Here is a 13,972-nt window from a genome sequence, read left to right as displayed (position 1 = left end):
TCAGGATGTCGAGAAAGGTCGATTCAATGCCGTCTTCTTCAATCACCCGACGCAGGTTTTCCATGCTGGCCACCGGCGCGGCCCTGTCCGTGTTCGTCGCCGCATGCAGCGATAGCGGGGAGGCAAGCAAGGTGTCGCAGGCTCAGGATACGCCGGCGGTTGATCCGGTAACGACCGCCTCCGTCGACCTGCCGCCGCCCTCGGGCGATGTGGATATGGAAGAGGTTTTAAAACCTGGCCCGATGCAAGAGATGGCCATGGGCGATCCGAATGCACCGGTACAGATCGTTGAATATATGTCCATGACCTGTCCCCATTGTGCCGACTTCCACAACGATACCTTCAAGAAAATCGTTGCGGACTATGTCGACACCGGCAAGGTTTATTTCGTCGTCAGGGAGTTCCCGTTCGACCCGCGCGCCACGGCTGCCATCATGCTTGCCCGCTGTGCCCCGGAAGACAAGTTCTTCCCTATGATCGACGTTTTGATGCAGCAGCAGGCCCAGTGGGCGCGCGCGCAGGATGCCGCCAGCGCCTTGTTTGACATCTCCAAGCTTGCCGGTTTTACACAAGAGTCCTTTGAGGCATGCTTGACGAACCAGAGCCTTGTGGACGATGTGAATGCAGTCAGAAAAAAGGCGGCTGAGGAATTTGGGGTAAACTCGACGCCGACATTTCTGATCAACGGAAAGCGGTATCCGGGGAACATGTCGGTTGAAACCATGTCGGCACTTATCGATAGCCTGCTTTAAGCGCACCGAGCTGCTCGATGCGGCAGGGGCGCGTTGCGCCCCGTTGCGTGCAATGTGCGATCGTGCGATGCGCGAGCCGGAGTGAACTGACATGGAGTTCACTAAACTGCGGCTTTTGGGCTTCAAGTCATTCGTTGAACCCACTGAATTTGTTATCGAAAGAGGCCTGACGGGCATCGTCGGTCCGAATGGCTGCGGCAAGTCCAACCTGGTCGAGGCCATGCGCTGGGTTATGGGCGAAAACTCCTATAAGAACATGCGCGCATCGGGGATGGATGACGTGATTTTCTCCGGATCGGGGAACCGTCCGGCGCGCAATACGGCGGAAGTCGGCCTGTTTCTCGACAACCACGACCGGTCGGCTCCGGCGGCCTTCAACGATAGCGATGAAGTACAGGTTTCGCGGCGAATCGAACGCGAATCAGGCTCTGTTTACCGCATCAACGGCAAGGAAGCGCGTGCCAAGGACGTGCAATTGCTGTTCGCGGACGCCTCAACCGGCGCCCGCTCTCCATCCATGGTTGGACAGGGACGCATCGGCGAACTGATCCAGGCAAAACCACAGGCGCGGCGGCAATTGCTTGAAGAGGCGGCCGGCATATCCGGCCTGCATTCGCGTCGCCATGAGGCAGAATTGCGCCTGCGCGCCGCCGAGACCAATCTTGAACGGCTCGACGATGTCACCTCGGAGCTGGAAAGCCAGATAGAGAGCCTGAAACGTCAGTCGCGTCAGGCCAACCGTTTCAAGATGCTCTCCTCTGAAATCCGCGAGGCCGAGGCAACGCTGCTGCATATACGCTGGACCGAGGCCAAGACAGCCGAAGGGGAGGCGGAATCCTCCCTGTCCAAGGCGACGAGCGAAGTCGCCGAATTGGCGCAGGCACAGATGGAGGCCGCCAAGCACCAGGCCATTTCGGCTCAGAAACTGCCGGCGTTGCGTGAACTGGAAGCAAAGGCCGCCGCGGCCCTTCAGCGGTTGCAGATCGCACGGGCGCAGATTGAGGAAGAGGCCGAACGCGTCGCCGGTCGCAAGGCCGAAGTGGAACGGCGCCTGACGCAATTGCGCGAGGACATGGAACGCGAAAAGCGGATGATCGCAGATAATGCGGGCATTCTCGAACGTCTTGACGCGGAAGAAAAAGAACTCGGCGAAGCGCTCGCCGACTCCGGCGCGGCTTCGCTCGGCGCGGAGACGGCGTTTAAGGAAGCCGGCGCCAAGCTCGAGGAGAGCGAAGCAGCGCTTGGAGCGGTCACGGCCGAACGTGCCGAGGCGTCCGCGTCCCGCAGCCAGTTGGAGCGGTCCATCCGCGATGCTGATGAACGCATTGGCCGGTTGGAACGGCAATTGGCGCAGGGCGAGGAAGAGCTTGCTGGTATTGCCGAAAAAATATCGGGTCTGCCCGATCCGGCGGAGAAGAAAGCCGCCGTCGACGCCGCGCAGGATGGCGTTTCAAGGCTGGAGACCGCGCTTGTCGAGATCGAGGAGGCGATTGAGGCCGAACGGCGCAACGAGGTGACGTTGCGCCAGCCCGTGCAGGAAGCCCGCTCCAACCTGAACCGCGTCGAGACGGAAGCGCGCACCATTTCGGAGATCCTCAATGCCGGCACCGGCAATGATCTCTTCCCGCCTGTGGTGGAGCGTATGCAGGTCGATCGCGGGTTCGAGGCGGCTCTTGGGGCTGCTCTCGGCGACGATCTTGACCAGCCGGATGACAGATCCGCACCGGCGCACTGGCGAGTGGTTGGTTCCGAGGGCGACCCGCAGCTTCCACCCGGCGTGATTGCCCTTTCGGAACATGTCACGGCTCCGCCGGCTCTGGCGCGGCGTCTCGCCCAGGTGGGGATCGTCGCCAATGCACAGGAAGGCGAAGCGCTGTGCGGCGAACTCCTGCCGGGTCAGCGCCTTGTCGACCGGGAAGGCGCCCTTTGGCGCTGGGATGGTTTCACCGCCGGTGCCGATGCGCCAACGGCCGCCGCGCAACGCCTGGCGCAGAAAAACCGCCTGGCGGAACTGGATGCGGAAGCCGTGGAGGCGACCAAAGCACTGCGCCGTGCCGAAGAGGCGCTGAAGGCCGCTGAAACGGAACTCAAATCGCGTGAGACCTTGCAACGCGAGACCCGAGACACGTTGCGTGAAGCGCAAAGAAGCCTTGTTCTGGCGCGCGAGGCCCATGCCGACGCCGAGAAGGCGGCCGGTCAGTTTTCCAGCCGGCGGGCTGTCCTGACGGAATCGGCAAAACAGCTTTCCGCCCAGTTGCAGGAAGCTGCTGAGCAGAAGAACGAGGCCGGGGTCGCTCTGGCATCGGCGCCGGAAATAGGCGATCTCGACAAGCGGCTCGAAAGCCTGACGTCCGAGGTTGCCACGGATCGAGGCAGGCTTGCCGAGGCACGGGCTGCATTTGAAGGCCTGCGCCGGGACAATGAGGCACGCGAGCGGCGCCTGACGGCGATCGGGCAGGAGCGGCAGAGCTGGCTTGAACGCGCCAGCAGCGCAGAAGGCCATATCGCGACCCTGACCCAACGGTTGGACGAGACCGCCGCCGAAGCGGAGAAAATTGCCGACGCACCGGACGAGATCGACGCACAGCGGCGCAAGCTGATGAATGAATTGTCCAAGGCTGAAGAGCAGCGCAAGGAAGCGGCCGATATCCTTGTGGAGGCCGAAACGCGCCAGCGCGAAGCAGATCAGGCGGCCGCGAAGGCCATCGAGGTATTGTCGCAATGCCGCGAACAGCGTGGCCGCGCCGAGGAGCGCCTGAACGCCGCCAGGGAACGGCGCACGGATTCGGAGGGGCGCATCCGCGAAACGCTCAAATGCGCACCCCATGAGGCGATCAAGCAAAGTGGCCTGCAGTCCGATGATGCACTGCCCGATCCCGAACAGGTCGACCGCAGGCTTGAGCGGCTGAAAATCGAGCGCGAGCGGCTCGGCGCCGTCAACCTTCGGGCCGAGGAAGAGCAGAAGGAGCTTGCCGAGCGACTTGAAACCATCGTTGTCGAGCGTGAGGACGTGATCGAGGCGATCAGCAAGCTGCGCCAGGCGATCCAGAACCTGAACCGCGAGGGCCGCGAGCGCCTTCTCAAGGCGTTTGACGTGGTCAACGAGCAGTTCCGGCGCCTCTTCACCCACCTTTTCGGGGGCGGCACGGCCGAACTGCAGCTCATCGAGTCCGACGATCCACTCAATGCCGGTCTGGAAATCCTCGCCCGTCCGCCGGGCAAGAAGCCGCAGACGATGACCCTGCTTTCAGGCGGCGAGCAGGCGCTGACCGCGATGGCGCTGATCTTTGCCGTGTTCCTGACAAACCCGGCTCCGATCTGTGTGCTTGACGAGGTAGATGCGCCGCTCGACGATCACAATGTCGAACGGTTCTGCAATCTGATGGATGAAATGGCGGCTTCAACCAACACCCGTTTCGTTATCATCACTCACAACCCGATCACCATGGCCCGCATGAACCGGCTGTTCGGCGTGACCATGGCGGAGCAGGGCGTATCGCAGCTGGTTTCCGTCGATCTTGAAACCGCCGAACAGATGCGCGACGCAAGCTGAAAACCGGCAGCCTCCGATGCGGGCTGTTCGACACTGTGCAGGTGGCCCGCTCATTCCCGTTAAGGAAGTCTCGGAATTCAATCGATAAAATACTGCAATTGCCATATCCGCCTATAGCGCTTTGCATATCTGTTCGGCTATGTGGTGCCGTTACCCAAATCCCGGCTGGAGGGAAGCATGACCAAGTGGGTCTACACATATGGCGACGGACAGGCCGAAGGCGGAGCCGAAGACAAGAATCTGCTCGGCGGCAAGGGCGCCAATCTGGCTGAGATGTGCAATCTCGGCCTTCCGGTTCCTCCGGGCATGACAATCACCACCGAGGTGTGCACCTGGTTCTACAAACACGACCGGACCTTTCCCGATGAACTGCCGCAACAGCTGGAAAAGGCGCTTGATTATATTGGCCGGCTGACAGGCCGGACCTTTGGCGACACGCAAAACCCTCTGCTTTTGTCCATCCGTTCGGGCGCCCGTGCGTCCATGCCGGGCATGATGGACACGGTGCTCAATCTCGGCCTGAACGATGATGCCGTCAAAGCCATGGCGGTGGACGCCGGTGACGAGCGTTTCGCCTATGACAGCTACCGCCGGTTCATCCAGATGTATGCAGACGTCGTCATGGGGCTCGACCATGAGGTGTTCGAGGACATTCTGGAAGACGAAAAGGCGCGGTTCGGCCACGAGCTCGATACCGATCTGACGGCACAGGAATGGCAGCAGGTCATCCTGCGCTACAAGCAGATCATCATCGACGAACTGGGTGAGCCGTTCCCGCAGGATCCGGTCAAACAGCTTTGGGGCGCGGTCGGCGCTGTTTTTTCAAGCTGGATGAACGCGCGGGCAATCACCTACAGGCAATTGCACAATATACCCGTCGATTGGGGCACCGCCGTCAATGTCCAGGCGATGGTCTTCGGCAATCTCGGCGAGAATTCGGCGACCGGCGTTGCCTTTACCCGAAACCCGTCAACGGGTGAAAACCAGCTCTATGGCGAGTTCCTGGTCAACGCACAGGGCGAAGATGTCGTCGCCGGTATCCGCACCCCGCAGAGCCTGACCGAAGTCGCGCGCCTCGAAGCAGGTTCCGACAAGCCGTCGCTGGAAAAGCTGATGCCGGATGCTTTCGGTGAATTCAGCGCCATCTGCGGGCGGCTGGAAAATCACTACCGCGACATGCAGGATCTCGAATTCACGGTCGAGCGCGGCAAATTGTGGATGCTGCAGACACGATCGGGCAAGCGCACCGCCAAGGCAGCGCTGAAAATTGCCGTCGAACTGGCCGAAAACGGTGTGATCACGCGTGAGGAGGCGGTCAAGCGTATCGATCCGGCTTCGCTTGACCAATTGCTGCATCCGACCATCGACCCGCGCGCGGCGCGCGATGTCATCGGCAGCGGGCTTCCGGCGTCACCCGGTGCGGCAACGGGTGAGATTGTCTTTACCTCTGAGGATGCCGTGGCGCTTGCCGAGGCAGGCCGCAAGGCGATCCTCGTGCGCGTCGAGACGAGCCCGGAGGATATTCACGGCATGCACGCGGCGGAAGGGATATTGACGACGCGCGGTGGCATGACCAGCCACGCCGCCGTGGTCGCCCGCGGCATGGGAACGCCCTGTGTCTCTGGTGCCGGAAGCCTGCGCGTGGATATGCGCACCGGAACGCTGCTCACGGTTGCCGGACCACTCGGGAAGGGTGACGTCATCACCGTTGATGGCTCGTCCGGGCAGGTTCTGAAGGGCTCGGTAGCGATGCTCCAGCCGGAACTTTCGGGCGATTTCGGCAAGATCATGGAATGGGCCGATGCTGCCCGGCGGATGAAAATCCGCACCAATGCCGAAACACCCGCCGATGCGCGCGCGGCCAGCAGTTTCGGTGCCGAGGGTATCGGGCTGTGCCGGACCGAGCATATGTTCTTTGAGGGTGACCGTATTGTCGCCATGCGTGAGATGATCCTCGCGGAGAACGAGGAGGGGAGACGCGCCGCGCTCGACAAGCTCTTGCCGATGCAACGTTCGGATTTCACCGAACTGTTTGAGATCATGAAGGGAACGCCCGTCACGATCCGGTTGCTCGATCCGCCGCTGCACGAGTTTCTGCCGAAGAGCGATGACGAAATCGCCGAGGTTGCACAGGTCATGAATGTGCCCGTTGACCGGTTGCGCGAGCGCACCGACGCCCTTCACGAATTCAACCCGATGCTGGGCCACCGTGGCTGCCGCCTGGCGGTGTCCTATCCCGAGATTGCCGAGATGCAGGCCCGCGCGATTTTTGAGGCTGCCATCCAGGCCGGGGCCGATACCGGCGAGCACGTTGTGCCCGAAGTCATGGTGCCACTGGTCGGCATGGTCGAGGAGCTGCGTTTCGTCAAGGCGCGCATTGATGCGGTCGCCGAAGCCGTCATGAAGGAGGCGGGACAGCAGATCGACTATCTGGTTGGCACGATGATCGAACTGCCGCGCGCCGCGATCCGCGCCCATCGCATTGCCGAGCAGGCCGAATTCTTTTCCTTCGGCACCAATGATCTGACGCAAACCACGTTCGGCATCTCACGCGACGATGCCTCGGCTTTTCTTGACACCTATCAGAAAAAGGGCGTGATCGACGAAGACCCGTTTATCTCGCTGGATATTGAGGGCGTCGGCGAACTGATCGGGATTGCCGCCGACAAGGGCCGCAAGACGCGGCCGGACATCAAGCTTGGCATCTGCGGCGAACATGGCGGCGATCCGCTGTCGATCCATTTCTGCGAGAAGCTCGGCCTTGATTACGTCTCCTGCTCGCCGTTTCGCGTGCCCATCGCACGCCTCGCAGCAGCACAGGCGGCGCTTGAAAAGCAGCGCGAGGCTTAAACGGTCGGCTTGAAGCTCGCCAGTTTGAGGCCGAACGCGATGAAGACTGCGCCGGTAACGCCCTTGAGCCATCGCTGGAAGCTGCCTTGCCGGGCCATTGCAGTCAGTCTGGCCAGCAGCAGCACCATCGCGCCAAACCATATGGCATTCATCACGGAGTGAATGAAAACCAGTATGAAGGCCGAGGCTGCGGACGTTTCCCCTGCGGTGATGAATTGTGGAAACGCCGCAAGATAAAACATTGAAACCTTTGGATTAAGCGCATTTGTCAGCAAGCCTTCAAGGAAGGCATGCGAGAGATTGCGTTTCCGTTTGGCGGGGGCGATCTCGCTGGCTGTCTCAATGCCGCGATAGGCGGAAAGCAGCGCCTTGATGCCGATCCAGCACAGATAGAGCGCGCCGAGATATTTCACGATGGCAAAGGCGATCGCGGATTGCACGAGCAGGATCGAGATGCCCAAAATCGACAGGGCGCCGTGGATATAGAAGGCGGTGACGAACCCGGCAATATTGGCAAAACCGGCGCTGCGGCCGGAAGTCGGCACGGTTTTGGCGATGAGAACGCCATTGGGCCCTGGCGACATGACGAGCAAAAGAGCAACGAGCGAAAACGCAAGCAGGTCCGAAAAGGTCATGGGAGATCACTTTCACTCTGTTTTTGACATAAATGCTTGTTGGGACCTGCTAAAGCAAGTGTCTCGCGCTCCAAACCAACTATATCTACCGGCTCAATTGTGATTGACTGTAAAATTCAACGAACATAAAAATATCCAACATTTTTATTGGTGGTTGAATGATCTTTCCGCTCAAGCGTCGAGACGACGAAACAATCGTCCATATGCTGGCCTCCGCGCTCCGGCGTGATATTTCCTTCGGTACCCTCGCGCCCGACCAGAAGCTGAAAATCGAAACATTGCGCCAGCGTTACGGCGGCTCGAACCATTCGATGCGCGAGACCCTGAGGCTCCTGAGCGCAGAAGGTCTGGTGGAAGCCACGGCGCAGCGCGGTTTCAGGGTCACTTCGGCCACGGCGGATGATCTCAAAGATATCCTGTTGGTGCGCGCCGAGATCGAAAGAGTTGCCCTGGCGCTGGCGATCGAACACGGAGATGTCGCCTGGGAGGGCAGGGTGATTGCCGCCCATCATGCACTGCGCAAGGCGGAGGACGCTGTTGCCGCAACTCCGGACGATCTGATTGCGCTGCAGTGGGACGAGGCATGCAGCGGGTTTTCCCAGGCGCTGATTGATGCCTGTGGCAGCCCCCGCATGATCGACCTGCAAAGAAAGTTCTTTGACCAGAGCAGGCGTTTTCGTTTGGCGCTGCTGCGCGAAGACCGGCTTGATTTTGAACGTAGAAAACTCAGGCAGGAAAGATTGCTGCAGGCGGTTTTGGCAAGGGATGCCGAGACAGCCGTAGCTGCGCTGATCGAAGATATCAGCGCCGAACTTAAATCAGAAAACACAAAGTGATCACTCGGGAGGATACCATGATCAAACTGAACCGTCGTAAGACCCTTGCCCTGATGGGAGGAGCGGCCGCCGCGACCGCGCTTGCCACACCGGCACTGGCCATGAAAAAGAAAGTGAAGGTGGGCGCGTTGCGCTTTACCTCCCACTCGGGAAGCTTCATCGCCTTTGAGCGGGGCTATTTCGATGAGGCCGGTCTGGATGTGGAGTTCGAGTTCTTTCAGGCGGCGCAGCCCATGGCCGTTGCCATCGCAAGCGGTGACGTCGACTACGCCGTGACTGCCATGTCAGGCGGACTTGTCTCGCTTGCTCAAAAGGGCGCTGTAAAAGTCATCGGCGGCGCACTCAGCGAGGAAGACGGGATCGACGGGCAGAAATTCCTGGTCTCCGATGCGGCCTTCCAGGCCGGCGTAAAGACACCAAAGGATCTTGACGGCAAGAAGTTTGCAGTTACCCAGGCAGGGTCGTCCTTCCACTACATGGGTTCAAAAATGGCTGAAGCGGAGGGGATTGAGTTGTCTTTCACGCCCCTTCAGAAAGTCGGGGCAATCATCGGTGCCATGAAGTCCGGGCAGGTGGACGGCTGGTCGATCGTTCCGCATATCGCCAAACCTCTGGCTGGCTCCGGTGCGGTTCACATCATCGGCAATGTTTCAGATTACCTGCCGAACTATCAGGTGACGACCGTCTTCACATCGGCTGACAAAGCCGCCAATGAGCGGGCTTTGACCGAAAGTTTCCTGGCCGGCTTCTCCAGGGGTGTCGATGACTATGCGGCCGCGATGATCGATAAGACCGGTGGCGATGAGGGTGTGAACCAGATGGTCGATCTGATCCACAAATATGTCTATGTGGACCGCCCCCGCGAAAAGGCCGCGCCATCCATCATCAATGGCACCATGCGTCTCAACAAGGGCGCAGCACTCAATCTTGCGTCAATCGAGGATCAGCTCACCTGGTTCAAGTCGGAAGGGCACGTCAAGGACGATGTCACCGTCGACATGGTGGTTGATCAGTCCTACGTGAATATCATCAGCTAGCCATGGCCTGTGCCCGGTGCTGAGAGCGTTCCAGACGGCGCTTCACGCCGGGCAGGCTATCGGGGTTTCCAATGGATATTCTTCTGGATGGCATCAGCCATTCCTATGACGATTTCGAGGTGATGCGGAACATCACCCTGAAGATCCCCGACGGCAAGATCGTTTGCATCGTCGGTCCGTCCGGCTGCGGAAAGTCGACGCTTCTGCGGTTCATCGGCGGCCTTGAGCGCCCTTCGAGCGGCAGCGTCCTGCAGATCGGCGAGCCACCCGAAGGCTGTCTCAATCCCTTGACCTATATCTTCCAGGACTTCGCACTGCTGCCCTGGCGAACCGTGTCAGGAAATATCTCATTGGTTTTGGAGGATCACGGTATTCGCCGTGCAAAGGCGCAAAGCATCATTGATGACGTGCTTGAGCGGACAAATCTGAGCGATTTTGCCAACGCCCTTCCCAAACAGCTATCCGGGGGCATGAAGCAAAGGGTCGCTATCGCCCGGGCGCTCGCGGTCAACCCCGCCGTCATGCTCATGGACGAGCCGCTTTCGGCGCTGGACAGCCAGACCCGTGAATTGCTGATGGACGATCTTGTCGGTCTTTGGACGCGGCAACCCTTCACGGCCGTCTATGTGACCCACAATCTGGCCGAGGCGGTCCGTCTCGGTCATTCGATCGTAGTCCTGTCACGGCGTCCGGGGCAAATCCGTGAAGTTGTCCACATCAACAAGCCGCTCGCAGAGCGGCATTTCGGCGACCCCGATCTCGACAAGACACAAAAGCACCTGTGGCAGCTCATGCGCGACGAAGCGCGCGCCGCAGATGCGGAGCTGCTCAATGCCTGAAGCAGCGCCAAAGGATACAAATCAGAAAACGGTGGATTTTCGCGGTGGAGGATTTGCCCCAAGGCCGCGCCGCTGGGTCGGATTTGTCGCCTTTGCCGCGCTGATTGCTGTCGCCGAATGGGGCACCCGGCAGGGCTGGATCTCAGCGCTGACGCTTCCAAAGCCATCCGATGTGCTGGCGACATTCGAACAGCTCTACTCCTCCGGCTTGCTGTTCAAACACCTCCTGCCGTCCTTGAGCCGATTGGCCGTTGGCGCTGCGATCGGCGCCAGCCTCGGCATCAGCGTCGGCATCCTGATCGGCCTGTTTTCCTATATCCGCTCAGGCATGGTGCCGCTGGTCGCAGCCATCTTTCCGATCCCGAAGATCGCGCTGCTACCTCTATTTGTCATCTGGTTCGGCATCGGCGAGGGGTCGAAATATGCGCTCATTGCTTTTGGCACTTTCACCCCGACGGTCGTGGCAACCTATGGCGCAGTCGATAATGTGGACCGGACGTTGATCCGCATGGGGCAGAGTTTCGGGCTTTCCTGGCTGTCGATTGTCAGAAAGATCGTGCTGCCCGGCGCGATGCCCGGCATCCTGTCGGGATTGCGCATCTCGCTTGCCATCGCCATTATCCTGCTCGTCGCAGCCGAGATGCTGGGTGCGGAATACGGGATCGGGGCCTATATCCTCGAGGCCGGTTCCCTTTACGATCTCGAACGCCTGTTTGTCGGCGTCGTCATCCTGTCTCTGCTCGGCGTGTTGGTCAGCGCCGCGATCGGCCTGATCGAACGGCGGCTGCTGGGGTGGCGGGTCTAGGCCCCGTGGTATCACCGGGCTGTCGCCGCTCCCCTTGATGGACGCGGGGCGGGTTCTAAAGTGCGCTGCCCGGCTGCGGTGGCGCATCATATGCGCCCCAGACAGATTGGTCGAAATTCACCATCGATCCCGTCATCAGGCCGGATTCCGGGCCGGCGAGAAAGGCCACCGCGCGCGCCACCTCAGCGGGTTCAATGAGGCGTCCAAACGGTTGTTCGGCCGCTGCTTTCTCCAGCCAGCCGTCTGTGGCGCCGTGATAGGTTTTCTGCATGACATCTTCACCGTCGGATGCCATCCAGCCGATATTGAGGCCGTTGACCCGGATCCGGTCCGGCAGCAGCCCGTAGGCTGTGTTCTTTGTCAGTGTTGCAAGTCCGCCCTTGGATGCACAATAGGCCGCAACAAAGGACTGACCCGCCATGGAGGACATGGAGACAATGTTGACGATCGATCCCTCGATGCGTTCCCGGCGCATGATTGCCGCGACATCCTGCATCAGAAAGAACGGCGCCCTCAGATTGGTTGCGATGATGCTGTCAAAGAGTTCCGGTGAGGTATCCAGTATGGTTCCGCGATCCGTTATGGCGGCCGCATTCACCAGAACATCGATCCGGCCAAATTGTTCATCCGCCATCTTGACCACTTTGCGGCAGTCCTCGATTTTGGCGAGGTCGGCCTGCACAAAATGGACCGGGCAACCGAATTCGGCGGTGATCTCCGATGCAATTTTTTGACCCTTATCGCTGCTGCGCCCGCATGTGACGAGACCGCTTGCGCCGCGTTCGGCAAACAGCCTGGCAATCGCCGCTCCGAGGCCCTGTGTGCTACCGGTGACAATTGCAACCTTACCAGCCAGATCGGCCATGCATCTCTCCCTCAACAAGTCTTGCAAGTATGACGTTCTTTTCGCCCGCACATTGGCTCATGGTGGTCGCTGTAGTAAGTATCGAATTGTTCATATTGAACTATTTCATGGTCTGATGAGCAGTCGAAAAGCGTTTTAAGACAAGCCATGAGCTTCTGGAGGTGAAGCCAGGCCGGTAATTCCTGGCAGACACAAATAGTTCAATTTGAACATCTCGTGCCTTGTGATGATCCGGTCGAATATGCGGATTTAAGGGCAACTGGTTCGTGCCGAATAGCATATCGAGCCAGATCACATATCGGAGGAGATGCGCCCATGGACGCCCAACTGGAAAATCTCGGCTGGAACGAGTCGGTACCGCCAAACGGTTTTATCAACAGACCGAAATCCATCGTCAACAATGACAATCCCGCTGGTCTTTCATCCGCTGCGGCGGAGATTGAAATCGAGACGACGCCGGAACACATGAACCTCGTGTCAGGCGATCCGTCCTGCGCGGGCTGGACACGCTCCTATGACGATCCGGGTGTTGTTGCGCTGCGAGAAAAACTGCGCAAGGAAAACGGCATCAAGGGCCTGGAGCTCGTCTCGCCGGATGATCCCAAACGCGCCGCGGAACTTTTACATCGCGATGGCTTTGTCGCAGTGCGCGACGTCCTGGAACCCGATCTTCTTGCGCGGATGCAGCGGGCTGCCAGCGAAGCCATTCTCGATCTGATGGCGGATGATCCTGACTGCTCGGCCGGAGGCGGGGCAGGAGGGCTGCCGCACCGCTATTCCTTTGGCGGTGGTTCGGCCTCGCGCCAGATGCTCCACAAGGACGAATGGTGTGAACTCATCGATTTGCCCACCACAACCCCGATTCTCACCGAGATTTTCGGATCTCCCGACTATATTGTCGGCGGGGCGGGCGGCGATATCGCCATGCCGGGTGCGATCGAGTATCAGGGCCTGCATTCAGACAATATGTGGTCGGAAATTCCCGATCCATACGGCAATGTCACCATGCGCGATCTGCCGGTTCCGGTCCTGACCATCAACTTCCCGATGATCGATCTGACATTCGAGAACGGGCCGATCCGTCAAATTCCCGGCACGCAAAGGTCGCGGGCGCCTATTCCCAGCCTTGCCGACGAGCCGGATTGGATGAAACTCAGCACGGTCTGCCCGGCACCTGCCGGAACCGCCGTCTTCCGCGATATTCGCGCCTGGCACGCCGGCACGCCGAACCTTTCGCGCGATGTGCGTGCAATGCCGAATGTCGAATACTACGCACCCTGGTTCCGCAGCGAGGGCATCATGCGGTCCATGCCCTACGAACAGTGGGAAAAACTTTCACCGCATGCGCAGCGTATCAGCCGTTTCGTGGTCTGCGACAAGGGCGAGACGGTCGTCGGCGCCGGCTATATGGATCCGCGCCGCAAGAAACGCGAAGCTTTCAAGCAAAAGCAGTTCGATGAAATGGGCGAGAAGGCTGCGAGGGAGTACTTGGCCAGACTTTAAACCGGCATGTCCTGACGACAGAAGGCCCGCTGCATTCATGCGGCGGGCCTTGTTTTTCCGAGCCGTCTGTGCCGTTCGGCCTGGCCCGGCAAAGCGTCCTTTCGCACCATCGCCCCGGTGTCATCGAGCGCGCCCGTTTCCCGCAGCTTGTGCTGAGGCGCATAGGGATGAAGGACGGCATCGATGTCGCGCCGCTGGACATTGCTCAAGACAGCGTTCGAGCACATGGCTTTCTCCTGTGGAAGGTCAGGCCGTCGTACGGCTGCTTGCCGAGTTTCATACGTACTCTGCGCTGTG

The 13,972-nt window shown here is 59.8% G+C and carries 11 protein-coding genes; 8 read left to right on the top strand and 3 right to left on the bottom strand.

The window, feature by feature from the left end; translation table 11 throughout:
* The first annotated feature begins 26 nt into the window (after window positions 1–26).
* The 3 genes from OQ273_RS12725 to ppdK all read left to right on the top strand — a co-directional run bounded on the left by OQ273_RS12725 (window position 27) and on the right by ppdK (window position 7,155).
* Entirely contained in the window at window positions 27–752 is a 726-nt protein-coding gene (locus tag OQ273_RS12725) for a DsbA family protein (protein WP_267990876.1), read from the top strand.
* Window positions 753–843: 91 nt separating this feature from the next.
* Window positions 844–4,305, top strand: a complete 3,462-nt coding sequence (gene smc, locus OQ273_RS12720) for a chromosome segregation protein SMC (RefSeq protein ID WP_267990875.1) — start codon at window positions 844–846, stop codon at window positions 4,303–4,305.
* Window positions 4,306–4,482: 177 nt separating this feature from the next.
* Window positions 4,483–7,155 carry a pyruvate, phosphate dikinase gene (gene ppdK / locus OQ273_RS12715; protein ID WP_267990874.1) on the top strand — a complete coding sequence of 891 codons (2,673 nt, stop codon included), beginning with the start codon at window positions 4,483–4,485 and terminating at the stop codon, window positions 7,153–7,155.
* Here ppdK and OQ273_RS12710 read toward each other — a convergent pair.
* Window positions 7,152–7,790, bottom strand: coding sequence for a LysE family translocator (locus OQ273_RS12710; protein WP_267990873.1), 639 nt, complete (start codon window positions 7,788–7,790; stop codon window positions 7,152–7,154). The two genes, ppdK and OQ273_RS12710, sit on opposite strands and share 4 nt — an antisense overlap.
* Window positions 7,791–7,948: 158 nt before the next feature.
* On the opposite strand from OQ273_RS12710, the gene OQ273_RS12705 reads away from it, so the two are divergent.
* From OQ273_RS12705 to OQ273_RS12690, 4 genes are all read left to right on the top strand, one after another.
* Entirely contained in the window at window positions 7,949–8,626 is a 678-nt protein-coding gene (locus OQ273_RS12705) for a GntR family transcriptional regulator (RefSeq protein WP_267990872.1), read from the top strand.
* 17 nt (window positions 8,627–8,643) lie between these two features.
* A complete protein-coding gene (locus OQ273_RS12700; RefSeq protein WP_267990871.1) occupies window positions 8,644–9,663 on the top strand; it encodes an ABC transporter substrate-binding protein in 1,020 nt (339 codons plus the stop codon).
* 71 nt (window positions 9,664–9,734) lie between these two features.
* Window positions 9,735–10,502: an ABC transporter ATP-binding protein gene (locus tag OQ273_RS12695; protein WP_267990870.1), complete on the top strand. Its 768-nt coding sequence runs from the start codon at window positions 9,735–9,737 to the stop codon at window positions 10,500–10,502.
* Entirely contained in the window at window positions 10,495–11,307 is an 813-nt protein-coding gene (locus tag OQ273_RS12690; protein WP_267990869.1) for an ABC transporter permease, read from the top strand. The genes OQ273_RS12695 and OQ273_RS12690 overlap by 8 nt, the downstream gene beginning before the upstream one ends.
* A gap of 55 nt (window positions 11,308–11,362) precedes the next feature.
* Here the strand turns inward: OQ273_RS12690 and OQ273_RS12685 are convergent, their stop codons facing one another.
* Window positions 11,363–12,172, bottom strand: a complete 810-nt coding sequence (locus tag OQ273_RS12685) for an SDR family oxidoreductase (RefSeq protein ID WP_267990868.1) — start codon at window positions 12,170–12,172, stop codon at window positions 11,363–11,365.
* Between the two features lie 315 nt (window positions 12,173–12,487).
* On the opposite strand from OQ273_RS12685, the gene OQ273_RS12680 reads away from it, so the two are divergent.
* Entirely contained in the window at window positions 12,488–13,675 is a 1,188-nt protein-coding gene (locus OQ273_RS12680) for a phytanoyl-CoA dioxygenase family protein (protein WP_267990867.1), read from the top strand.
* A 35-nt stretch (window positions 13,676–13,710) separates the two neighbouring features.
* Here OQ273_RS12680 and OQ273_RS12675 read toward each other — a convergent pair whose 3' ends face one another.
* Complete coding sequence (locus OQ273_RS12675; protein ID WP_267990866.1) at window positions 13,711–13,902, bottom strand: hypothetical protein; 192 nt, start codon at window positions 13,900–13,902, stop codon at window positions 13,711–13,713.
* Window positions 13,903–13,972 lie beyond the last annotated feature (70 nt).

It is taken from the genome of Hoeflea prorocentri (assembly GCF_027944115.1).
In the GTDB taxonomy this organism is placed as follows: Bacteria; Pseudomonadota; Alphaproteobacteria; order Rhizobiales; family Rhizobiaceae; genus Hoeflea_A; species Hoeflea_A prorocentri.
The sequence above is the reverse complement of the archived record's forward strand: the minus strand, read 5'-3'. Positions and strand labels throughout refer to the sequence as shown.